This window comes from Streptomyces sp. NPDC051576 (assembly GCF_040681835.1).
Classification (GTDB): Bacteria; Actinomycetota; Actinomycetes; order Streptomycetales; family Streptomycetaceae; genus Streptomyces.
On the sequence record NZ_JBFAZO010000008.1, the window covers coordinates 420,743 to 443,566 of the forward strand.

Here is a 22,824-nt window from a genome sequence, read left to right on the forward strand (position 1 = left end):
GTGTCGGTCCTCAGCAGATCCCGGACGTGGTATCGATGTTCAAGTGGCCTTCTACCGTGGCCTGTTGGTCGGCCGGCGGCTGCCGGTACTGCCGATGGCTCCCGCGACGCCAAGCAGATACGCCCGCTGCTGCCCGCCGCGGCCGGTTGGCTGGTGCTGATCACCAGCCGAGCCCAGTTCGCCGGCCTGGTCGTGTCCGACGGTGCACACCCCCTCACCCTGGACCTGCTGTCCTACAGCGAGGCCAGGGAATTGCTCGCGCGGCGGCTCGGTGCGGACCGGGTGGCCGCCGAGCCGGAAGCGGTCGAGGAGATCATCACGCTGTGCGGCTGACTGCCGCTCGATGCGTTCACCAACCCGGACGCGACGACCGACGTGCGCTCGGCGTTCGGCTGGTCCTACGGGGCTCTCACCAGGGAAGCGGCCCGACTGTTCCACCTGTTGTCCCTGCACCGGGGCCCGATGTCGGCTTCCGTGCGGCAGCCCCGTGCTGCTGCTGCGTGCGTACGCGAGCGAACTCTCCCTGGAGGAGGAGAACGAAGCGGATCTCCACAGCGCTGTTCGCCGCATGCTCGACCACTACCTCCGCACCACACACGGGGCCCTGCAGCGCCTCGACCCGGCTCATGCCGGAGCGGGGCTCCGGCGCGATCGTGACCGTGGGCTCGCCGACCTCGTCCTGCTGTTGGCCGGCGATCGGACGGCCACCGTGACCGGGGCGGGCTTCGTCGTCGACGGGGGCCTGATCACCACCCTTTAGGTGAGCGGGTCGGCCCTTGCCGGCTGTTGTGACTGAGCGCTTCAGCCTGCGAGTTGACCGTTCCGGTTCGTGGTCATGGCCGAGAGCGGTCGCCAGTCGGCGGGGACGTTGCGCATGACCAGAGCGCAGTCCAGGGTCGCGCTCCCGGGCGGAAACCGGTCCAGGTCGTCGAAGAAGGACGACGCGGCGGATCGGACCCGGCCGGCTTCCACGTGCCAGGCGTCGGTGCGCAGTTCCATGCCGTCCAACTGGTGGCTCGATCCGATGGGCGAGAAGCCCTTCGTCCCGTCCCGGAAGAAACGGGAAGCCTCCCCGAGATCGGCGAACAGCTCGCTGCCCCGCAACTCGTCGTCCAGCTCGACGGTGACGTCCACTCGCGTGCCGCCGTCCCTGGTCGCCAACGCGACACGCACCTGGTCGGGCGTCTCGTGCACCTCGAAATCCGCGCGGTCGTGTTCGCCGGGGAACACACGGCCCCCGGCCCAGACATTGAGCCGCGAGCCGGTGTCGCGGCGCGGGATGTACACACCGGTCTCGACACCGTCCGGCCCGTCCCACTCGACGGCGATCCGATGCGCCGCGTTCTCGCTCCGCAGCCCGAGCGCCTCGGGTACCCAGGACGGCCGCACGCTTCCCAGGCGCAGGAGGCAGATGCCCGCGACCGCGTAGCCGTGCACCAGGTGCGGGCGCAGCGGCTCGGGGAGTTGCCGGGCCGCGACGTCCGGGGCCACCCGGTAGTTCACCAGAAGCCGTCGTTCGATGACGCTGGACAGCAACGGCTGCCTCATGATCCCTCGCTCTGCGCCCCCGGGCGCCATGTGGTGTGGCGCAAGACGATCTGCTCGGGGCAGACGGCGCTGAGAAAACGTCCGATGCTGGTCGCCAGGCGGTCCTCGGCCAGTGTGTAGAGGATCCTGTTGCCCTCCCGGCGCTCGGTGACCAGGCCGGCTTCCTTGAGTACACCGAGATGGCGCGAGACGGACGGCGCACTGATCGGGAACCTGCCCGCGATCTGTCCGGCAGCCAGCTCGCCGCCCCGCAGCTCCTCCAGGATCTGGCGCCTCGTCGGATCGGCGAGGGCCCGGAAGGCGCTCGCTTCGTCCTGAGCTCGTGTCATGCACTTTATTTAGCACATTAGCTAAATACCTAACAAGGAGTCTGTGGCCTCCACCCTCTCTCGGACATGACCGATGATGCACTGGATGCAGCCCTAGAGTTACTCCCATGCAACTGGACCTGAATCTGCTCACCGCGCTGGACGCGCTGCTCGAAGAGGGCAGTGTCGTCGGAGCCGCCGACCGGTTGAACCTGTCCGCTCCCGCCATGAGCCGTACGCTCGGCCGCATCCGGCGGGTGACCGGCGATCAGATCCTCGTGCGCACCGGCCGGTCGATGACCCCGACTCCGTACGCCGTGGCCGTCCGCGCCGATGTCCACCGGCTGGTGCAGGCGGCTGGCGCGCTGCTGTCGCCGCAGCGGACACTCGACCTGTCCACGCTGGACCGCACCTTCACGGTCCAGTTCCACGACGCCATCACGGCGGCCATCGGCCCTGACCTGCTGAAAATGCTGCTCGTCGAGGCCCCCGGCGTGAGGCTCAGGCTGTTGGCCGAGTCAGGCACCGACACCGACGATCTCCGGCACGGACGGGTCGACCTGGAGGTGGGGGCGAGCGAGCCTGCCTCGCCGGAGGTGCGCAGCGAGATCGTCGGGCGGGACCGGTTGGTGGTCGTACGCCAACCGGACGGGCGCCACAGGCGATTGACGATCGAACAATATGCACAAGCCCGCCATGTGATCGTTTCGCGCCGTGGCCGGCTCCGGGATCCGATCGACGACGTGCTGCGGGCGGAGGGACTCGCCCGCCACGTCGTGGCCTCGGCCCCGACGCTGGGGACCGCTCTGTCCCTGGCCGTGGCCACCAAGGGTGTCGTGACCGTACCCGAGCGAACGAGCGCCTCGACGGTGGCCCGGTACGGACTCCGGTCCTGGCCCCTGCCCTTCGAGGCGCCGACCGCTCCGTTGATCCTGGCCTGGCCCCAGCTCTACGACACCGACCCCGCGCACGTCTGGTTCCGCGAGCAAGTGCGCAGGGTGGTGAGGACTGTCGTAGCGCCCCAATGATTGCGTCTGAGTAACCCCTGGCATCCAAAACGTGCATTTGACGCACGTATGAGCGGCTCACTTCCATGGAGTCCTCGCCGGAACCTTCCCGGCACCCTCCAAGGAAAGTGAGTCCGCCATGAACACCGCGTCCACCGGACAAGCCGCCACCACCGACCTCGCGGAACTGCTCCCGCAGGTCATACACGCTGCCACCCAAGCCGGTGACCGCCTGATGAAGGCGTTCTCCCCCGACTCCCGTCCCACGGACCGCGCCGCCATGTACAAGCTCGGCATGCAGATAGAGAGCGAATCGGCGACCGCCGCACGAACCGTCCTCAACGACGCCCTGCCCGGCGCCGGTTGGGTCGAGGAGGAACAGGAGGGCAGCCTGCTGCCCAAGGGTGACTGGTGGGTCGTCGACGGGGCGGAGGGCGGCGTGAACCACGTGCACGGGCTGCCCGAGTGGGGTGTCACCATCACACTGATCCGCGACAACGCGCCCGTACTGGCCGTCGTACGGCAGCCCGTCGGAGACCTCACCTACACGGCCGTCCAGGGCGGCGGGGCCAAGCTCAATGGAAGGTCGCTCCGCGCGTCCGGCAAGGCGGAGCTCGAAGCGGCGATCGTGGCCGCGAGCCAGGCCGGCGGCGACGTGAACGTCAGCGAGCGGTTCGGTCGCGCCGTGGCTGCCCTGTCCCAGTGTGCGCTGCTGGTGCGCAACACCATCCCGACGACCTTCCCGCTGTTGGCGGTCGCCTCCGGCCAGTACGACGTCTTCTGGCAGTACGAGCCGGACCTGCCCGGCGTCAGCGCCGGTTCCCTGCTGGTCAGCGAGGCGGGAGGGATCGTCACGGACCTGCGGGGCCGGCCCTGGACCCCGGGCAGCCGGGACGTGCTCATCTCCGCGCCCGGCTTGCACGCGGCGGCACTTGCGGTCCTGTCGCCGATCATCTGACGCGCCCACCCACGTAGGAGAAGGAACACCATGAAGATCACTGTCCTGGGGGCTTCCGGCGCGTTGGGCCTTCAGCTCACCCAGCAGGCGCTCGAACGCGGGCACGACGTCGTTGCCGTGGCCCGCACCCCCGAGCGCATCACCGTCCCGGACTCGGACCGGCTGTACCGCGTCGCCGCGGACGTCCACGACCCGCACGCGATGTCCGCCGCAGTGGGAACGGGGGCGACGATCGTCTCAGGGCTCGGCATCGCCGAGGGCGAGAAGCCGGGCGCCCTCACGGCCGGGGCGCGGGCAGCGGTGGCCGGTACACCGGTTCACGTCGTGTGGGTGGGCGCCTTCGGCACCGGGCAGTCCGCACCCGTGGCGGGAGGACTGACGAGAACACTCCTCGGGCGGTTCATGCGGGAGGAGATTCCCGACCGGGTCGGGGCGGACACCACGGCCCTCGACGCGGGCGGCACCGTGTTTCACGCGGGTCCCTACTCGAACGGCGCGTTGAGCGACCGCCGACGGACTCTCACCCTGGGCGAGGTGCGCCACCGGATGTTCCCCGCCCGCATCAGCCGGGCCACAGTCGCCGCGGCCATGCTCGACGAGGCCGAAGCCCCGAAGCACTTCGGCCAGACGGTCGTCCCGCTGGAGAAGTGAGGCTGCCGGGTGTGGGTGGTTCTGACTGTGATGTGCGCCGGGACCGTGGCCGTACCCCTACTTCTTCTTGCGACGCAGCAGTACGAAGACAGCCAGGAATGCCGCGCCCGCACTGGTCAGCGCGGTGCGGTGGTTCCGCATGGGCTCGGGCGCCTTGGTCTTCTCGTTGGCCTGTCCGGTCAGTTCCGCGGCCCTGGTAGTCGTCTGCGCGCGGGCCTTGACGTCGGCCTTGTCGGCCAAGGCCTGGACGGTGTCGCCCAGTTCGTGCCGGGTCTGTTCGACCTGCTCGCGCAGTTCTTCCGTGCTTGTGGCGGTCGGCTCGTCGTCGGGTGGTTGGGTCATCGCTTGGCCTTCTCCTTCGTCTCGGCCTGCGCCAGTCGCATTTCGCTCCGTACCACCTCGGTGAGCTGTCGCGAGGCATGCTGAACCAGCTCACCGACCGGCGGCGGCTCTGGCGTGTGTCGACGCGGCCCCGCAGACGGCCGTAGGCCCGGATCGTGTCGGCGAGATGCTTGATCCGCGTCGACACCGGCTCGCATCGGTCGGGCCGACCGCCTTGACCCGTGAGGATGGGCACAACAGGCAATATTGCGCGGAGTCGGGGAAGAAGGTGCGACAGCCGATAGGAGGTTGTCGTGGAGGGTGGAGATCTGGAACTGGGCGAGTTGCTGGCCGCTGCGGAAGCGGCCCCGCCCGGTGAGTCTGTCGACGTCGTGGCACACGACTTGCAGAAGAGGTTCGGCGCGGAGCGTGTGTCCTTCCTGTTCGTCGACCTCATCGGGCAGCGGCTCGTACGCCTGGCCGCGGCCGGCGGCGAGGCCGACGACACTGTCCAGTCGCTGGATCTGCAGGGCAGCGTGTACGACGGAGTTCTGAAGAGCCAGCGACAGCAGGTGGAGGAGGACGGCCAGGGCGGGCAGTGCGTCATCACGCCGGTCACCAACCGCGGAGACTGCATCGGTGTTCTGGAGGTGACTCTGCAGTGTGCCGACGACGTAGTGCTGCGGCAGGTCCGTGACGCGGCGCACGCGCTGGCCTACATCATCGTCACGGACCGCCGTTTCACCGATCTGTACCACCTGGGCCGGCGCACCACCGAGACCAGCCTGGCCGCGGAGATCCAGCATCAGTTGCTTCCCTCGGCGCCCTGCTGCGAGGCGGAGCAGTTCACCCTCGCCGCGGGCCTGGTTCCGGCAGACGACATCGGCGGCGACACCTACGACTACACCCTCGACCGCGACACCCTGCACCTGTCCGTCACGGACGCCATGGGGCACGACACGAATTCAGCCCTGCTGGCCACCCTGTTGGTCGGCGCACTGCGCCGGGCGCGCCGCAGCGGCTGTGATCCCCTCAAGCAGGCGCAGCACGCCCACCAGGCCATGCTTGCTCACAGCCGCGGCCTGGCCACGGGCCAGTTGCTGTGCGTCGACCTCGACACCGGCCGGGTCGACCTGGTCAACGCCGGCCATCCCAGGCCCCTGCTGCTGCGCGATGAAGCCGTCGCGGAGGTCGAACTCGCCGTCAACCTGCCCTTCGGCGTGGCGGCCCCCAGCCCGTACCGCTTGCAGGTACTGCGCTTGCGTCCAGGAGACCGCCTGGTCCTGCTCACCGACGGAATGCAGGAGCGCGGCGCCGCGGCTGTCGACCTGGCCTCGCTTGTCCACGGCACCCGCGCACTGCACCCGCGAGAAGCGGTCCGGAGCCTGACCGCCGCTGTGCTCGCCGCCTGTCACGGCAATCTCAGGGACGACGCCACGGTCCTGATACTGGACTGGCACAGCAATCGCTGCCGACCGGCCGAGACCGGGCGAGCTCCGCACGAATGAACTGCGGGGTGGGACCCTCCGCCTCAACGGCTGCGCCACGAAGTGTGACCCGCGACAAAGCCCCTCGGCCGTCGGCGTGATGAGCTGGATCACCACGCCGGCGACTGGGGGTACGGGGCATCGGAAGGCCTTATAGGGCGGCATCACAGGTCCGTCGTGGAGTGACGAGGATCCGTGTAGGTGCTTCCACGGGCGGAGGGCGCGCGGTGCGACGCCACCATGCCGAGTCTTCCGCAAGGGTTCAGGATCGTTCGAAGAACGGGGCAACCGGGGGCGTTTCTCGTGTGTCTAGCCACTGTTGACACACCATCAGGAATCGCCGTGGCCAGTGACGGCGAACCTGTCGTCCCGAAGGGGGACTCCATGCGCATTCGCTCGGCCCTCGCCGTCGCGTCCCTGACGACCGCCCTGTCCGCATCGGTGCTTCCGGCAACCGCCCACGGCGCGGAACGGGCCGCGTCGAGCGATGCCACGTTCTCGAACGTCGTGGTGAACGGCGGCAAGGACATCGTGCTCGGTCTGACCACCAGAAAGACCGTCACGATCACCTGGACGGTCCGGGACCCGGACGGCGTCGCGGCGTCCTGGGCCTACCTGTGGCATGGTCCGAACACCGACGACGCCGACGGCATCCTGCCGCTGTATCCGCCGGCGGGTGCGTGCACTGTGTCGGCCGCCGACCCGACCACCTCCGCGTGCAAGGTGAGCTTCGGTGTGGACGCCGCGCGGGACTTCGACCACAACGGTCTCGCCGGTGCCTGGAAGGTGCTCGGCGCGGCACAGGACACCCACGACGACTGGACGGAGACCGATGTCACCGGCACGGCGCAGTTCAAGCGGAATGCCACGGTGACGGTGAACGCCTCGCCCGAGCCGGTGAGAAAGGGCCGGACCATCACGGTCAACGGGAAGCTGACGCGCGCCAATTGGGACACCGGAACGTATACCGGCTACCAAAGCCAGGCGGTCCGGTTGCAGTTCCGTAAGAAGGGCAGCTCCGTCTACACCACGCTGAGGAGCGTCACCAGTGGCGCCGGGGGGAAGCTGAAGGCCACCACCAAGGCCGGGAGCGACGGGTATTTCCGCTTCGTGTTCACGGGCACGGCCACGACGGGCCCGTCGACAGCAGCGGGAGACTTCGTCGATGTGAGGTGATGGACCGGTCCTCTGGAAAGTCAGGGCTGTCTCGGCCCTCGCGCGCGGATGTCCTCTCGGTGTTGGGGCGTTGTGCGGGGTGGTTCTGCGGGTACGTCCGTCTGGCGTGCCCGGGGTCGGTTGCCTCGGCTGCCGGGCCCGCTCTGCTGGATCTCGTGAAGGACGAGGAATTCGTGGCGCTCCATCACGGCACCGACGGGATCCGATGCCGCTCCCGGTCGGGCCCGGCAGACAAAGGCCTTTCGCTCACCGTCGGCAAGGAGCAGCGAGAGCATGGGACTTGAGCACCAGGAGATCTTGACCTGGAGGGTATGGGGTCCACCCGACACCTGTGTCAGACACCTTTCCCCGCGTCGCAACCGCCCTACCCGTGATCCGTCGAGGAAGACGTCGTACCGCCGCAGGCGTGCGTACGAATCCTCGTCGTCCCGGAGCACCGAGATACCGGCCGGACCGGCCTCGGCACCACCGGATTCCGCGGAGCGGCAGGAATCCGGTGGTGCGGGGGTCGGAGGCGAGTTGCGCATGAGCAGGCCGGGCCGCCCGGTGAAGGCGACCGAGAGCTCAGTCAGAAGTCCGAGGAGGAAGGCCGCTAGCCCTGCGATGGCCACGGTCTTGAGGAGGGGATTCGCTTGGCCCGCGCCGATTCCGGGCCGCAGCCATGCGCCACTGAGGAGCAGGACGGCGATACCACTGAGGCAGACTGCCCCCGGGACAGGGGCGCTTTCGATCCTCGTACGCTGCTCTGGCGTCAGAAACCGTGCGAAGACTGAGGGATAGGTCGGCGGCAGCGAGCCGGTCCAGGGGCGGACGGCCCTGCGCCAGGCCCGCGTGGCCAGCAGAGAAAAGATTGCCGCCCCGGCCAGGGCAGTCCATGAGGGAACCACTGCAACCAGCTTCCGAGGTCCATGATCACGGTGTTGTGCGGCGCGGTCATCAAAGCTCCGCCGTCAACCGTACTGCTGCTCGGAGGGACTTCGGCCGGCCGGGGTCGCGCCCACGGGGTTCTGCCTCTCCGGAACATCGGATCAGGCCGAGGGGCGTGCGATCTCCTGGCGGAGCGATTACGGGTCATGCGGGAGCGGACCGGAAGAAGCCTCAAGGAACTCCGGGGCTCGGTGCATGCCAGCGACTCGTCGCTGTCCCGCTACCTGTCCGGCCGCATAGTGCCACCGTGGAACGTGGTGCAGCGGCTCGGCGAAGCGGCGCACGAGGACCCTGCGGGACTGCGCCCGCTGTGGGATCACCTACAGCGGGACGACCATCGCAAGGGGCGGTGCGTGCCCGTCCTGGAGTTCCCACCGCCGTCCGCGCCCCCTGCTGCGAACCCGACGCCGCAGGGGGCGCGGATCGACCGGGCGACCGGGCATCGCCGTCGCCCTGCGGTGGTCGTCGGCACGCTGATGCTGGTCACCGCCCTCGTGTTCGGCGGCCTCGGCGTGTGGCTGGGCCTCGAACTCGCCCCCGCTCAGGACGTGCGCACCGGCCTGACTTCGACGCAGGACAGCTCTGCAACGGATGGGCGTGGCCACCCTCCGGCGCCGATGGCCAGGTCGAGGTAGCGCCGGTCGAGGTCCACGGCGCCGACCACAGTCCCACCGTCCGCCTGGAGGACGGCACCGTGAACGGCCGCCGGATGGCATGGGCCGAGATCGCCGGGGCGCACTTCGGCGACCGCCTGTGGACGGACTGGACCGACGACGACGGCAAGACCTGGACGCAGTGCGGTCCGCTCACCGCCCCCCCTCCCGGACCACTCCCGCGCATCTGCTGCGCCAGGGTTGGCATTTTCGAGCCTGCGGCGACACCCCCAACCCGGCAGCCGGGTACGCGCGTGACCAGTGCACCATCTTCGGCTGACTGGGCGGTCGGTCCTGTCAGGGAGTGGTTCCTTGGGAACAGCTCCCGAACCGGGGCGGCCTGTTGGAGACGGCGTCGCTCTGTCGCGTCATTGCTCGCCCCGTCCGTCAGTGCGCTGGGACGCTGGCTTAGGGGCTGTACGCCGCACCTCACAACGGCCGCCCTGTCCCATCGGGGGTCGTTTTCATTCGGTGTGCCTTTCATCGTCCCGGCTCCGGGGCGCTGGGGGTGGGTGGTGTACGGAAGTGAAGTGCCGTTGTGCACGGCGGTCCGACAAGGCTCTGGACAGGGCGTCACGGTGCGTGGACGATCACGTTCATGACACCCGAGGATGCGATCGTCGTCACCGCCGACCGGATCGCGGCGTTGCTGGGGGCGGGCGCCGACCCAGGGACGCCGTTGCGGGGTGCGGAGTGGACGGTGGGGGAGGCGGCGGCGCATCTCGCGCTGGCGGGCCGGCTGATGGCGGAGATCGGGGCGGGCAAGGACCGTTCCTACGGTGACGGGACGCCGGGCGGTCTCGCGGCCGCCAACCGCGTGTCCCTGGCCGCCTTCCCGCAGCGGGACCCGGCAGTGCTCGGCGTCGAGATCGCCGACCAGGCGCGGGCGTTCGTCGCGGCCGCGGCCGGCCGTGGTCCGCGGGAGGCGGTGGTGACGCCGATGGGGCCGATGGATGTGGCCACGCTGGGCTCGTATCTGTTGACGCATCTGCTCGGGCACGGCTACGACATCGCGGTTGCGCTGCGCGGGCCGCACATGGTCGACCGGGAGGTGGTCGCGTTCACGCTGCCGTTCCTGCGGCTGGCGATGCCGCGTGTCGTGAACGCGGGTGCGGCCGGTCATGACGCGTGTTACTCGGTGCGGACGGGCTGCGAGCGCTTCGCGGTCACGTTCGCGGCGGGTGTGCCCACGGTCACCGACACCCCGCCCCGACGCCCCGACTGCACGATCGCCATCGACCCGGTCGCATTCCTCCTGCTCGCTCTGGGCCGCTGGACGGCCCCCGGTGTGATGGCCCGTGGCAAGGTCGCGGTCTGGGGCCGCAGGCCGTGGCTGGGTCCGCGTTTCCCGGGGCTGTTCACGGCGCCGTGAGGGCGCGCGGCTGGTGCCGGCAGGACGGTGGATTGTGCGTGTTCGGCCTGGTGGCCGTAGATGTGCCGTGGTGCGGGGCCTGCGTATCGACCGCGTCCGGCAGGCGCTTGTCGATGGGGTGACTGCGCTGGGCCCTGGTGGCCAGCGAACGGGCCCGAAGTCAGGGCTGGTGCGAGTCGCACCGGATGATGTGGCTCCGGCCTCCGCTTGGCGACGTAGGCGCGCACGACCTGGTAGGACACGTCTTCCATTGCGTGCTCGTTGATCAACCGGCGATAGATCCGGACCACCGTGTGACGCTGCTTCCTCGGCGCATCCAGATCAGCCAGCAGCATCTGGTCGATCACCGGCTTGAACGGGTCCAGCTGGGAACGGCGAGGCGCGTACGGTTCCCGAGGTTGCGGCCACGCCGAACTCAGTGCCTTCTGAACAGTCCGCCGACAACCCACAAACACCGTCGGCGCCATCCATGCGAAAACCATTGGTGCCCGGCTTACTCCGCTGATGGACTGACGTCCTACCGTGAGTCTGCCGCGTGACGGAGGTAGTGGTTGTGACAGGTTATGGCGTGCTTGCCGAGGTGTACGAATGGCTCATCTCGGATGCAAAGTTGCCTCCAGCCGAGTTCGCTGCGTCGTTCGACGACGTCCTCAATCTTCTGCCGTCGAACGCTCACGTCCTCGACTGTTCGTGCGGAACCGGACAGTTGGCGGTTGGTCTCGCCGGTCGTGGCCTGCAGGTTGTCGCAACTGACGCCAGCGAGGCGATGGTTCGTCGGACTGCAGAGTTGTCTGAGGAGTTCGGGGCATCCGTCCGGGCCGTACGGGCGAACTGGGAAGAGCTGCCCGACCATTTCCAGGACAACACGTTCGACATGGTGTTCTGCGTTGGCAACTCGCTTCACCATGCCACGGGCGCGAAAGGCAGGGGTGCTGCTCTGGAGTCGATGTCACGGCTTCTGCGCCCCGGCGGGCGCTTGGTACTCACATCCCGCACTTGGGAACTCGTGAGGGCCAGAGGTTCCCGGCTGGAGATCGGTGACCGACTCGTCCGCCGGAACGGTCGCGATGCCGTCGTGGTCTACCGCTGGGAGATTGCGCCGCATTGGGAGGAGGAGCACCACATCGAGATTGCGATCGCGCAAGTTGATGCGACCGGGTTGGTTCTTGTCCGCTCGGAACTGCTGTCCTGCTGGCCCTACCGGTACGAGGAACTCGAAGTCGAGCTGCACCGGGTCGGACTCCAGACGGAACTGAGCACGTTCGATCTTGAGGCCGAGAACTACATGGTGGTCGCGAGCAAGGTATAAACACCGGACTCTCAGTGCCTGGCCGGACCGCGCGGTTGCTCGCAGGACGCTTGCGCTCTCTCATCGGTGCGGGTTCAAGTGGTCAACGCAACGCCTCGGACGAGGAGTGCACGACGGCCGCGCCGAAGCGGTTGTCGTGCGTGGCTGCGGCCAAGCCGAGGGCAGGACCTTGTTGACCGTGCTCCAGGTGACGCCGTACTTGCACTGCAAGGCCCGGTTCGACATGCCATCGCGTGCCGTCAGCTCTCACGAACAACTGACGTCACCAACAACTGACAGAACCAGACTGCGGTCCTGGCCGCTCTCTGGGCGGCGGCCTACGCCGACAACACGGGGCATGCCACCCTCGGCCGGCTGTACGACGAGGGGTTGGTGCTGCGGGATGTCCACGGCCGGCGCGTCAGGTGTGTTGACCCGCAGCGTTGTTCACGCGGTTGATGGGCCGTCGGCGTGGCGCGGATCTGGGAGGTTCCGCCTTCCTTGAGTCAACGTCCGGCTCCCGGGCCGAGCCCAAGAACGCGATCTCGGCCGTCGAGTGTGGCTGCGGGCGGGGCCGGTGAACGCTGCGGCCGCCGTGCCGGATGTCCGGTGGATCACCGGAGTTGGTGCGGGCCGTGATGGACAGGCCCCTGCCCACCATCCGGCACCAGACCCGGGCACCGGTGTATCCCGGTGGCGTCGAGTAGCGAACCGAGTTGAAGCCGATGGTGCGGTCCGAGCCGACCACCCGGACGAGACCGGCACCTTGGTCTGGCCAGGGAGGGCTGCCTGCTCGCCGAAGGAACGAGCCGAGGAAGAGCGCAAGTATCCCCATGACGAGCGGGTGCGGCTGATCCTGGACGATTGCAGGGCAGAGCGGGACTAGGCCCCGCCGACGACGTGAGTGGAGAGAACCTGTCCTCACGGATGAACGCGGATGATCGTCTTTCCCTTGCGTCGTTCGGTCGGGTTGAGAGCGGTGACGGCGTCGTCGAGGGGCGAGACGATGTCGATGTTCGTCCGCAGTCGTCCGTCCCGCACCCGGTGCATGATCTCACCCAGTTCGGCGCGATCGGCCTCGACGACGAAGTCCACCGCCAGGCCGGCGGCGGGTCGCGCCTCGACCGGTCCGACGATGGACACCAGCGTTCCTCCGGTCTTGATCAGGGCGGCGGACCGTTTCTGGATGTCGCCGCCGATGACGTCGAAGACCAGATCGACGCTGCCGACGTCTTCCAGCGTGTCGTTCTTGAGGTCGATGAACTCATGAGCGCCGAAGTCGAGTGCCTTCTTACGGTCGGTGGCGCGTCCGGTGCCGATGACGTAGGCGCCGGCCTCACGTGCGAGCTGGGTCACCATCGTCCCGACTGCTCCCGCCGCGCCGTGGGCGAGGACGGTCTGGCCGGCCTGGAGACGGCCGTGCTGGAACAGCCCCTGCCACGCGGTCAGGCCTGAGATGGGCAGGGACGCGCCTGTTGTGAAGTCGACGTCGCCGGGCAGCGGTGCGAGGTTGCGTGCTTCGATCGCCACGTACTCCGCGAGGGTGCCGTCACGATGCCAGTCGGCGAGGCCGAACACCCGCTGTCCGACCGACAGCCCCGTCGTGCCGTAGCCGAGGGCGGTGACCACTCCTGCCAGCTCGTGGCCGGGGATCGACGGTGTCCTGTCACGGCCGGCGCGATCGGTCCAGGTCGATGGCCACTCCATCTCGGTCGGGACGAATCCCGACGCGTGAATCTGAACGACGACATCGTTTATCGCTGGTTCCGGCTCGGGTCGCTCCACCAGGGTCATCCCGGCCGTTCCCGCAGACTGGTCCGTCACCACGATCGCTTTCATGGGAACCCCTTCCTCCGTCATTTCTCTCTTTGGTGGAAATTTTGCAGGGTTGGAAAGGCCGTTCGCATCCTCTCGGCGCGGATGACAGGACGCGGCCGGGGCCACTCCTCGGGCCACTCCGGGGTTCAGCCGGCATGCCGAGCCGACCGGGCCAGGCCCGGGCACAGGGCTCACGCAGGCGCTGCGGGAAGCGGTCCGCTGAGGCCGGCAATGTCGCCCAGCCGTCCAAGTCGATCAGGACGACACCTGCCAACCGGTGGGTGTCCACCCCACCGCCCTGGGCGAACTGGACCCGGAGAGACGGCCTCGGCCGCCGGTCGCCCCCAGCCACGAGCCTCAGAGCAGATCCATGAACGCATCGAACGTCGCGGCGCCCCGTCGCCCGAGCGTGATCGACGACTATCGGCTCTCCTCTGCATCACCGCTGGATGGAGGACTGTGCCAACGTCGCCGCGCTCACCCGGGGGGGATCCAGCAGTGGGGTTGCCGCGGCGGCGTCAACACGGTCCGCCGCTACCTGCGCCCCTACCGAACCCGGGACCATTCCAGCCGGTGTCCGCCTCGACGTGCAGCGAGACCTCCGCACTTCGGCCGGCGCCAACAGCGCGACCTAGCAGCCGTACCTGCCGCTCCGGCCACCACCCACACCTCAGGAGAGGCCGAGCCCGAACCTCCCGGCAGAGCACCCCTCACGCCGCCGCATCGATCACCTTTGCCAGGTACTGGTCGAAAAGATCCGCTTTGTAGAGAAGCCCGCTGTACTTGACGGGGATCCGGTACCCGTTCACCTCGGCGGTGGGCGTGCCGGGCCCGGCGTGTCCGTTGTAATGCCCAGCGGCAGCGAACACCTTCTCGGCGGAATCCACGAAGTCCTGGTACTTCATGGACGTCACCGCGGTGTCGAAGGACGGGCTCCGCAGCCCCGCCACCTTGCTCGCCAGTTGCAGCAGGCGCGCGTTGGTGAAGCCGTCCACCTCTTCGGCAGGTTGGTTCCGGTAGAGGACGGAGTGGTACTCGGCGAACTTTCCGCTCTCCACCGCCGCGCGTAGCGCGTTGACGGCCTTCTTCGACCCGTTTCCTCCCAGCCGCGGGTCCAGGAACGACGCCATCGTGTACTCGACCTTGACCTTGTGCCGCAGGACCCACTTGGTGAGGACCGGGCCACCGCCCGTGGTCTCGAACTCCCTGCAGTACGGGCATCGCGGGTCTTCGTAGAGGTGCACGGTCACCCGCGCCTGGGGATCGCCCACCAGAATGCTCGTGCCGTCCGATTCCACCTGCTCGGGCACGTCAGCCAGCCGGGGGTAATCGGTCTGGGCCTGGCTTTGCCGCCCGCCGCCGGTCGCGGCAACCTGGTGCCGGGACCCGCAGCTCACCAGGGCCGTACCGAGTACGACTGTCAACACGGCTGCCGTCAGCCGTCTTCTCCCACGATTCAACCGCATCATGCCCCCCGTAGTCTTTGTGGGGAGAGTAGGCCATCCGCTGCAGAACCGCGGCAGGGGGTTCAACAGCTCGCTGTCTGCTGGCCGTTGCGGGTACGACATCGTGTCTGGAGACTCGGCAACACACCCCAAATCGGCGACATAGTCCGAAATGATCCAGGACCGCGATTCACGTGTCGCTGACAATCGCGCGCGCCTCTGTTCAGGTGGATTGGCGGGTTTTGTGCGCGACAGTTCGGCATGAACAGCTCCGCAAAGGAGGCAGGTGACCATGGTGGCTCGATCGATTGCCGGTCCGGCGATGCGTGTGCGGGGTCCGGAGAAGTCGTACGGGAACCTCGAAGCGCTGCGCGGTAATGGTGCGGCGGTCGCGCTGCCGTGCCCTGTGCCCGAGGGTCAGTGAGGCTGGAGGACGAAGTCGTATTCGGCGTGCAGGTAGGGCACTTCGAGCGTGCCGCCGTCCGGGGAGGTGGTACCGGCCGGTTGTTCGGTGAACGGGATGATCAGTACGTTCTTGGTGCCGAAGACGACGTCCGAGTCGAGGTAGTCGCTGCCCGCCTGGAACAGATGGGTGATCAGTTTCCGGTAGCCCGGTTCGTCGATCAGGAAGTGGACGTGTGCCGGCCGGAAGTGGCTGATGTCCGTCCTGCGCATCAGGTCGCCGACGGGGCCGTCCATGGGGATGGCGTAACCGCGAGGTGCGATGGTGCGGATGCAGTAGGTGCCGTCCTCACGGGTGCGGTACTTGGCCCGCAGGCGTGCCTCGTCGATCTCGGGGAGCTGGGCCTCGTAGGCGCCTTCCGTGTCGGCCTGCCAGACGTCGAGTACGGCGCCCGGGAGGGGCTTGCCCTCGGTGTCGGTGACCCTGCCGGTGAAGAAGAGCGGTGTGCCGGGGATGCCGTCCGACATGTCGAAGCCGTGGGGCGCGGTCGGTGAGCCGTCGATGTGGAACGGTCCGAGCACCGTGGCGGGGGTCGCCCGCGGTGTGAACGTGTTGTTCAACTGGACGACCAGCGTGCTCAGTCCGAGCACGTCGGAGGTGAGGATCAGTTCCTGGCGCTTGGCGTCACTGATCTGGCCGGCCGCGGTCAGCCACTCGATCGCGGCCATCCACTCGTCCTCGGTGAGCCGCACCTCGCGCGAGAAGGCGTGCAGATGACGGACCAGCGCGGTCATCAGCTCGCCCAGCCGCGGGGAGTGCGCGGTGGCCCACCGCTCGACGGCCAGCTCGGTGAGGTTGTCCTCGTCGACGAACACGGTTGCGGCTCCTTGGTCTGTGGTGCGGGTGGACGGTGGGACGGCGGTCGCGGGGTCAGTCCTCGCGCCGGTCCTTCGTGAGCGGGTCCGGGGTGAAGGGCTCGGGCCGGACAGGGGTGTTGTTGAGGTCGACGGACAGGAAGACGTCCTGTGCGACGGGGTGGCGCAGTTCCTCGGCGAGTTGTCCGATCAGTCCGGCCGTACGGGCCAACAGGGCGAAGCCGCGCAGGAGTTGGAGCGGGAGGCCGAGGTCCGCCAGGGCGGCGCCGCACACCCCCGCTCCGTTGAGGGGAAGCGTCCGGTGCAGCACTCGCGGGTGCGTCCGGCCGATGGCTGCGAACAGGTTCAGGTGCGGGCCGAGGACGCCCTCCTCCTCGGCGATCCGGATCAGTCTCGGCGTACGGGGGTCGCCCTCCTTGTGCACGTGGTGCCCCAGCCCGGGGATGAACTCCCCGGCCGCGCGCCGCCGTTCGACCGTGCGCAGCGCGACCGCGTCCCAGCCGGCCTCGTCGGTGGGCAGGTCTCCGTCGAGGGACTCCAGTACGTCGTGCAGGAAGCGTCCGGTGTCCTCGGTGACGCCGAGGAACCGGGAGCCGCCGCCGAGCAGTCCGGCGGCGAGTGCGCCCTGGACGGAGTCGGGAGCGGAGAGGTAGGTCAGGCGGGTGACGATGGCCGTGGGGGTGAAGCCGTGGTCGGCCAGTGCCGCCAGCACGGCCTCGAAGACACGTGTCTCGCCGGGTGTGGGCCGCCGCTGGGTGGCGAGCCAGAACGCGAGTTCACCGAAGCCGACCGAGCCCATGATGTCGTCGGCCAGGTCGTGCCCGAGCAGGGTGATGGTCCTCAGGTCGGAGGAGCCGAGGGCCGTGGGGTAGGCGGGGCGCGGTGTCGGCTCAGACATGGGACGTCTCCTCGGGTCCGGCCAGCCAGGCGCGCAACTCGGCACCGTGCTCGTCGAGTTCGGGCGGTGGCAACCGGTAGGAGGCGGGGGTGGCGGAGAAGCGGATCGGGTGCCGTGTGGTGGGCACCGCGCGCTCTCCCTCGCCGACGGTGACGACGGGGTCGAGTCCGAAGCGGTCGGCCATGGCGAAGCCGCCGTCGATGGTGTTGATCGGTCCGCTCGGTACACCGGCCTCCACCAGCGCGTCGAACCATTCGGTGGCGCCACGCGTCTTCAGCCGCTCGGCCAGCAGCGGACGCAGCAGGTGCCGGTGGGCGGTGCGGTCGGCGTTGCGCGCGAACCGCGGGTCGTCGGCCACCTCCGGTATGCCGAGGACCTCGCACAGCTTGCGGAACTGGCCGTCGTTGGCGGCCGTCACGATGAGGTCGTTGTCGGCGGTGGGCAGCGGCTCGTAGGGGAAGACGCTGGGGTGGGCGTTGCCCATCCGGTAGGGCACGGTGCCGCCGGCGACGTAGGCCGAGCTGTGGTTGACCAGTCCGGTCAGGGCCGAGGACAGCAGGTTCACCTCGACGAGCTGGCCCGTCCCGGTGGCGTCCCGGTGGCGCAGTGCGGCGAGGATGCCGATCGTGGCGTGGTTGCCGGCCATCACGTCGAACACGGAGATCCCGGCCCGGTACGGCGGCCCGTCCGGATCGCCCGTCAGGCTCATGAGCCCCGAGACGGCCTGCACCATGAGGTCGTAGCCGGGGACGTTCCGACCGGGTCCCGCGCCGAAGCCGGTGATCGACGTGTAGACCAGACCGGGGTTGTCTCGCCGGACCGAGTCGTAGTCCAGCCCGTACTTCGCCATGCCGCCGGGCTTGAGGTTCTCGATCAGGACGTCCGCCCGGCGGGCGAGGTTCCGGGCGACCTCGACGTCGCTCTCGTCACGAAGGTCCAGGACGATCGAGCGCTTCCCCCGGTTGATCCCGAGGTAGTAGGTCGAGACCTCGTTGCGGGTCGGGGGAGTCCAGGCGCGGGTGTCGTCGCCGCCCGGTCCCTCGACCTTGACGACGTCGGCCCCCAGGTCGGCGAGCAGCATCGTGGCGTACGGCCCGGCAAGGATCCGTGAGAAGTCCGCGACCAGCACCCCGGAGAGCGGGCCCGCGGTGCCCGGAGGAGTGGGCTTGGCGCTCTGCGACATCGACCTTGCCTTTCTGTCCGTACGACGGACAGTCGTCCGGATCGCGATTCTGCGTCCCGGACGGCGGAGGCGTCAAGACGTCACGATCGCACCGGCCGGCCGGACGGCGTGCGGCGCGGACTCCAGCCGGGCGAAGTCCACGCTGATCTCGCCGGCGGCCTGGAGGAGGAGCGGCAGATAGTCGTCGAGCAGCACCTCCATCGAGGTCTCGGCGGCGTGCGCGTTCACGTTGACGCTCGCGATCACGCGGCCGGAGCCGTCGCGCAGCGGAGCCGCCACCGAACGGATGCCCCTGGCCAGTTGCTCGTCCGTCATCGCCCAGCCCCGGGCGCGCACCTCCCGCAGCTCCGCCTCCCATTCGGTCCGGCCGGGACGCCACACGGACTCCAGGCCCGAGCGGCTGGGTTCGGCGATGACCCGGGCCGCGTCGGCGGGCGGCAGCGCGGCCAGCAGGACCTTGCCCAGCGAGGTGGGCAGCGCGGGGAAGCGAGTCCCGATCTGCACGGCGAGGGTCACGATCCTCGGCACCGAGACCCGGGCGACGTAGACGATGTCCGAGCCGTCGAGCTGAGCGATCGAGCAGGACTCGTTCGTGCGCTCGACCAGCCACTCCAGGTGCGGGCGGGCCACGTCCCACAGCCCCATGGAGCGGACATAGGCGACGCCGAGGTCCAGGACGCGCGGCGTCAGCACGAAGCCGCCGGCCTGCTGGCGCACATAGCCCAGTTCGGACAGGGTGAGCAGGATCCGGCGTGCGGTCGGCCTGGCCAGCCCCGTCGCGGTCGCCACGTCGGACAGCGACATCACCGGCTGCCGGGGCCGAAAGGCGGTGATGACCTCCAGGCCCCGCGCCAGCGCCTCGATGAAGTCGGGTCCGGTTCCTTCGCGCGGCATGGTGGCTCCTTCGGTCGCGGTCGGCTGTGCTCCAGGGTGTCCGCCCTACGGACACCCCGTCGAGCGCACTCTACGCAGCAGAACGAGCCTTCGTAGCCACGGCTCGGGCGCAACAGCCATGCAGCGACCGCAGGACGGACACTTACAGCCATTCCCTGCTGAAAGTCGGAATCTACGGAGTATTGACACCGGACAACACCCTGACAACGATCGGTCATCAACCGGGAGCCGCCATACGGACAGTCGTCCGATTTCGAGTGGGAGATCCAGTGATGAGCCAGTCCACCCCGTTCCAGGCGGGACGACCCGTCGTCCTGCGCGGCGGCACCGTCCTGCCCATGGACCGCACCCGGCGGGTGCTGAGCGACACCGACGTGCTCGTGACGGGCGACCGGATCACCGCGGTCGGCTCACGGCTCGCAGTGCCGGAGGGGACCGCGGAGATCGACGCGTCCGACGGCATCGTGATGCCCGGCATGATCGACACGCACCGGCACATGTGGCAGACAGCGATGCGCGGCTACGGCGCCGACTGGACCCTGACCCAGTACTTCGTCTGGTACTACCTCGAACACGGCACCGCCTTCCGGCCCGAGGACGTGCACGCCGGCAACCTCCTGGCCGCCGTCGAAGCGCTGGACGCCGGGGTGACCACGGTCGTCGACTGGTCGCACGGACTGCAGACGGTCGACCACGCGGACGCGGTGGTGGACGCGCTGCGCGCCGTGCCCGGCCGGTTCGTCCTCGCCTACGGCAACATCCAGCAGGCTCCGGCGGAATGGACCGCGGCACCGCAGTTCCGGGACTTCGTGCGCCGTCGTATCACCGGCGACGACATGCTCGGCTTCCAGATCGCCTTCGACGTCACCGGCGATCCGGCCTTCCCCGAGAAGCCCGCTTTCGAGGTCGCGCGCGACCTGGGCGTCGCCGTCACCACCCACGCCGGAGTCTGGGGCGCCACCAACGACGAGGGCATCCGGCTCATGCACGAGCACGGATTCATGACCCCCGAGACGGTCTACGTGCACGCCTCCACGCTGTCCGCCGACTCCTACCACCGCATCGCGGCCACGGGCGGCTCGGTCTCGGTCTCCACCGAGAGCGAGCAGAGCGCCGGCCAGGGCTATCCGACGACCTGGGCGGTCCGCTCCCACGACATCCCCGTCTCCCTGTCGATGGACACGAGCGTGTGGTGGAGCGGAGACCTGTTCTCCGCCATGCGCACCACACTCGGCGCCGACCGCGCCCGCGAGCACCTGGAGGCCCACGCCCAGGGCGAGACCGTCACCCACTGCGCGCTCCGCGCCGACCAGGTGGTGGAGTGGGCAACTCGCGGCGGGGCCAGGGCACTTGGCCGCGAACACGACCTTGGCAGCATCGAGGTGGGCAAGAAGGCCGACCTCGTCCTGCTCAAGAACGACCAGTCACCGGTCTCGTTCCCGATGCTCAACCCGTACGGCCACGTGGCCTTCCAGGCCCAGCGGGGCGACGTCCACACCGTGATCGTCGACGGCCGGGTGGTCAAGTACGAGCACCGGCTGCTCGCCACCGACCTGGCCGCGGTGCGGCGCACCGTGGAGCGGACCGTGGACCATCTGCGGTCGACGATGGGCGAGGACGCCTGGGCGAAGGGCATGAACCCGGACGTCCCCGAGGCCAAGGTCCTAGACAACCCCTACACGTACACCGACTACCGCAGCACCTCGACCCACGGCCGCTGAACCGCCCGCGACCGGCACGGGCCGCGGGAGCGCGTGCGGGTGAGCGCCGATGAGGTGCGGGCGGACGGCCGGTCCTGAAACGTATCCGCCCTCCGCGACGACATGAGGGCAGCGTCCGATGAGCCACCTCACCGCACTGATGGAGAAGTACGTCGCCGGAGGAGCCTTCCCCGCAGCGGTCGCCGTCGTGGACCGCTCCGGCGAGGTGGAGATCGCGGCCGTGGGAACGACGGAGCCCGCAGGCACGGCGCCGATGAAGGCCTACGCCCTCCTCTGGCTCTCCTCGGTCACCGAGCCCATCACCGCCGCCGCCGGGCTCACCCTGGACGCGCCGATCGCGCGCCGGCTGCCCGTTCCTCACGGTCGAAGACGTCCTGTCCTCGGGCTCGGGTCGGGGCTTTGGGACCGGCTTCGCCGTGCGCGTCCTCCGGCCCTCCTCGCGGACGTGGCCGTGTGTAACTGTGGTCCCCGGTCGCCGCTGGTTCCGGACGAGTGGGTCCGCCGCTCTCGCCGGCGTTCCGCTGCTGCGCCGGCCCGGGCAGGCGTTCCTGCGCAACGCCGGCTCCGACGTACAAGGCGTGCTGGTGGTACGGGCGGCGGGGCGCGGGCTGCCGGAGTTCCTGGCCGAGCGGGTCTTCGAGCCGCTCGGTCTGACAGATGGATGCCTGGTCAGATGCCTCTCCGCGTGTGCCTGGTGCCGTATCAGGCAACGTTCGTCCCGACGTGACGCACCGTCTGGTTGTCAGTCCGGGTTGCCGAGGACGCCGCTGGCTGCCGCGCGGAAGTCTGTAACGGCCCGGTAGAGGGCGCGCTCTCGCCCGGTCGCGAGAGCGGTGTCCGCTGCCTTCTGGGAGGAGTCCCCTGCATGGGCGTTCTGCACCATCCGACGCATCACGCTGGAGAGTTCACCGGATGCGCGCGCCACACGGTCGGCTGCCTCCACGATGGAGAGCGGACCTTCGAGGATGACGACCTCCGCGGCACGGTGGACCTCCCGGGCCAGCGCGACGAAACGGCGGACCTTCTCGTCCACATCCCGCAGGTCAGGAGTCTCCGGCTGGAGTGCGTCCAACACCGCGTCCATGGCGATGTCCCGGTCGTGAAGAGCACCGAGGTAGTTCGCGTAGGCGTCTCTGCGGTGCTGCCTGCGCCACTGGTCGAACTGCGAGCGTGCCGTCGTACGCCCGCTCACCAACGCCGCGCCGACGGTGGCGAGGGAACCTACCGCGGCGCCGAGCAGTGCGGCGAGTCCGGCATCCATGATTCCCATTCTGTCTTGCCCTGATGCTCCGTCAGCAGCCAGGTCTGCGGCCTGGCGTAGTCCGGAACCGGAGGGCCGGAATGATCACGTGGCTGAACGGGTGCGGGGTCGTGCGATCGACAGGGCGAACGTTGCCTGACGCGGCACCAGAAGAAGCGGAACCCTCATTCCGGTCCGCGACCGCACGGTGGGCACGTCCTCACGCAACTACCGGTTCTCGGCGAATGCGCAGGGCATCGTGGACGCGGACATGCGCCCGGTGGTGGCTGCCGCCCGCCCGGTGCCTGGCACGACCGCGGATGCCAAGGCACGGCGCGACTCAGGCCTGGCCGAGCACTGCCAGGGCGTCACCGTGCCGGGCGACGGCGCCTACATCAACACCGGCCTGATCGTGCCGCACCGAAACGCCCCGGACGGCCACTGCTGAAGGGCCTGGAGGAGGACAACGCCGCGCACCGCAAGGTCCGCGCCCGCGTCGAGCACGTGATCGGCCGGATGAATAACTACAGGATCCTCGGCGACTGCCGGCAACATGGCGACGGCCTCCACCACGCCGGACAGGCCGTCGCCCGCCCGCACAACCACGCTCTCGCCGCATGACCGAACACGCCAACAGCCGGACTCGGACTG

22 protein-coding genes and 1 pseudogene are annotated in these 22,824 nt (G+C 69.1%); 13 read left to right on the plus strand and 10 right to left on the minus strand.

Features of this window, described 5'->3' with window-relative positions:
- The first annotated feature begins 153 nt into the window (after positions 1–153).
- Together AB0M63_RS27500 and AB0M63_RS27505 are read left to right on the plus strand one after the other, a co-directional pair.
- Complete coding sequence (locus AB0M63_RS27500; RefSeq protein WP_366021283.1) at positions 154–333, plus strand: hypothetical protein; 180 nt, start codon at positions 154–156, stop codon at positions 331–333.
- 154 nt (positions 334–487) lie between these two features.
- Complete coding sequence (locus tag AB0M63_RS27505) at positions 488–760, plus strand: hypothetical protein (RefSeq protein ID WP_366021284.1); 273 nt, start codon at positions 488–490, stop codon at positions 758–760.
- A 41-nt stretch (positions 761–801) separates the two neighbouring features.
- Here the strand turns inward: AB0M63_RS27505 and AB0M63_RS27510 are convergent, their stop codons facing one another.
- A complete protein-coding gene (locus tag AB0M63_RS27510; RefSeq protein ID WP_366021285.1) occupies positions 802–1,548 on the minus strand; it encodes a DUF2071 domain-containing protein in 747 nt (248 codons plus the stop codon).
- A complete protein-coding gene (locus tag AB0M63_RS27515) occupies positions 1,545–1,877 on the minus strand; it encodes a metalloregulator ArsR/SmtB family transcription factor (RefSeq protein ID WP_355909143.1) in 333 nt (110 codons plus the stop codon). Before AB0M63_RS27515 ends, AB0M63_RS27510 begins: the two co-directional genes overlap by 4 nt.
- Before the next feature lie 107 nt (positions 1,878–1,984).
- Between AB0M63_RS27515 and AB0M63_RS27520 the strand changes: the two genes are divergently transcribed.
- The 3 genes from AB0M63_RS27520 (at position 1,985) to AB0M63_RS27530 (ending at position 4,472) form a co-directional block, all read left to right on the plus strand.
- A complete protein-coding gene (locus AB0M63_RS27520; protein ID WP_366021286.1) occupies positions 1,985–2,884 on the plus strand; it encodes a LysR family transcriptional regulator in 900 nt (299 codons plus the stop codon).
- 118 nt (positions 2,885–3,002) lie between these two features.
- Positions 3,003–3,821 carry an inositol monophosphatase family protein gene (locus AB0M63_RS27525; protein ID WP_366021287.1) on the plus strand — a complete coding sequence of 273 codons (819 nt, stop codon included), beginning with the start codon at positions 3,003–3,005 and terminating at the stop codon, positions 3,819–3,821.
- Between the two features lie 30 nt (positions 3,822–3,851).
- Positions 3,852–4,472, plus strand: coding sequence for an NAD(P)H-binding protein (locus tag AB0M63_RS27530; protein ID WP_366021288.1), 621 nt, complete (start codon positions 3,852–3,854; stop codon positions 4,470–4,472).
- A gap of 57 nt (positions 4,473–4,529) precedes the next feature.
- Here the strand turns inward: AB0M63_RS27530 and AB0M63_RS27535 are convergent, their stop codons facing one another.
- Complete coding sequence (locus AB0M63_RS27535; protein ID WP_366021289.1) at positions 4,530–4,814, minus strand: DUF3618 domain-containing protein; 285 nt, start codon at positions 4,812–4,814, stop codon at positions 4,530–4,532.
- A gap of 293 nt (positions 4,815–5,107) precedes the next feature.
- On the opposite strand from AB0M63_RS27535, the gene AB0M63_RS27540 reads away from it, so the two are divergent.
- From AB0M63_RS27540 to AB0M63_RS27560, 5 genes are all read left to right on the plus strand, one after another.
- The gene (locus tag AB0M63_RS27540) at positions 5,108–6,301 is read left to right on the plus strand and encodes a PP2C family protein-serine/threonine phosphatase (protein WP_366021290.1); all 1,194 of its coding nucleotides are present in this window, start codon (positions 5,108–5,110) and stop codon (positions 6,299–6,301) included.
- Between the two features lie 363 nt (positions 6,302–6,664).
- A complete protein-coding gene (locus AB0M63_RS27545) occupies positions 6,665–7,456 on the plus strand; it encodes a hypothetical protein (RefSeq protein ID WP_366021291.1) in 792 nt (263 codons plus the stop codon).
- A 908-nt stretch (positions 7,457–8,364) separates the two neighbouring features.
- Positions 8,365–9,018, plus strand: coding sequence for a helix-turn-helix transcriptional regulator (locus AB0M63_RS27550; RefSeq protein ID WP_366021292.1), 654 nt, complete (start codon positions 8,365–8,367; stop codon positions 9,016–9,018).
- Between the two features lie 616 nt (positions 9,019–9,634).
- Positions 9,635–10,408 (plus strand): maleylpyruvate isomerase family mycothiol-dependent enzyme, encoded by a 774-nt coding sequence (locus tag AB0M63_RS27555; protein ID WP_366021293.1) that lies wholly within the window; start codon positions 9,635–9,637, stop codon positions 10,406–10,408.
- Between the two features lie 553 nt (positions 10,409–10,961).
- A complete protein-coding gene (locus AB0M63_RS27560) occupies positions 10,962–11,717 on the plus strand; it encodes a class I SAM-dependent methyltransferase (protein ID WP_366021323.1) in 756 nt (251 codons plus the stop codon).
- A gap of 900 nt (positions 11,718–12,617) precedes the next feature.
- Here AB0M63_RS27560 and AB0M63_RS27565 read toward each other — a convergent pair.
- From AB0M63_RS27565 to AB0M63_RS27590, 6 genes are all read right to left on the minus strand, one after another.
- Entirely contained in the window at positions 12,618–13,535 is a 918-nt protein-coding gene (locus AB0M63_RS27565; protein WP_366021324.1) for an NADP-dependent oxidoreductase, read from the minus strand.
- Between the two features lie 689 nt (positions 13,536–14,224).
- Complete coding sequence (locus AB0M63_RS27570) at positions 14,225–14,824, minus strand: thioredoxin domain-containing protein (RefSeq protein ID WP_366021294.1); 600 nt, start codon at positions 14,822–14,824, stop codon at positions 14,225–14,227.
- Between the two features lie 552 nt (positions 14,825–15,376).
- A complete protein-coding gene (locus AB0M63_RS27575; protein ID WP_366021295.1) occupies positions 15,377–16,237 on the minus strand; it encodes a dioxygenase in 861 nt (286 codons plus the stop codon).
- Between the two features lie 55 nt (positions 16,238–16,292).
- A complete protein-coding gene (locus AB0M63_RS27580; RefSeq protein ID WP_366021296.1) occupies positions 16,293–17,135 on the minus strand; it encodes a citryl-CoA lyase in 843 nt (280 codons plus the stop codon).
- The gene (locus AB0M63_RS27585) at positions 17,128–18,318 is read right to left on the minus strand and encodes a CoA transferase (RefSeq protein WP_366021297.1); all 1,191 of its coding nucleotides are present in this window, start codon (positions 18,316–18,318) and stop codon (positions 17,128–17,130) included. The genes AB0M63_RS27580 and AB0M63_RS27585 overlap by 8 nt, the downstream gene beginning before the upstream one ends.
- A gap of 72 nt (positions 18,319–18,390) precedes the next feature.
- Positions 18,391–19,212, minus strand: coding sequence for an IclR family transcriptional regulator C-terminal domain-containing protein (locus tag AB0M63_RS27590; RefSeq protein WP_355909181.1), 822 nt, complete (start codon positions 19,210–19,212; stop codon positions 18,391–18,393).
- A 272-nt stretch (positions 19,213–19,484) separates the two neighbouring features.
- Here AB0M63_RS27590 and AB0M63_RS27595 point away from each other — a divergent pair, with 272 nt between their 5' ends.
- Positions 19,485–20,933 carry an amidohydrolase family protein gene (locus tag AB0M63_RS27595; RefSeq protein ID WP_366021298.1) on the plus strand — a complete coding sequence of 483 codons (1,449 nt, stop codon included), beginning with the start codon at positions 19,485–19,487 and terminating at the stop codon, positions 20,931–20,933.
- A gap of 461 nt (positions 20,934–21,394) precedes the next feature.
- On the plus strand, positions 21,395–21,736 hold the full coding sequence (locus AB0M63_RS27600; protein ID WP_366021299.1) for a serine hydrolase: 342 nt from the start codon (positions 21,395–21,397) through the stop codon (positions 21,734–21,736).
- Here AB0M63_RS27600 and AB0M63_RS27605 read toward each other — a convergent pair.
- Positions 21,676–22,194, minus strand: a complete 519-nt coding sequence (locus AB0M63_RS27605) for a proline dehydrogenase (RefSeq protein ID WP_366021300.1) — start codon at positions 22,192–22,194, stop codon at positions 21,676–21,678. The genes AB0M63_RS27600 and AB0M63_RS27605 overlap by 61 nt on opposite strands.
- Positions 22,195–22,351: 157 nt before the next feature.
- Here AB0M63_RS27605 and AB0M63_RS27610 point away from each other — a divergent pair.
- Positions 22,352–22,794 (plus strand): annotated as a pseudogene (locus AB0M63_RS27610) (transposase family protein); the annotation flags it as partial.
- Between the last annotated feature and the right edge of the window lie 30 nt (positions 22,795–22,824).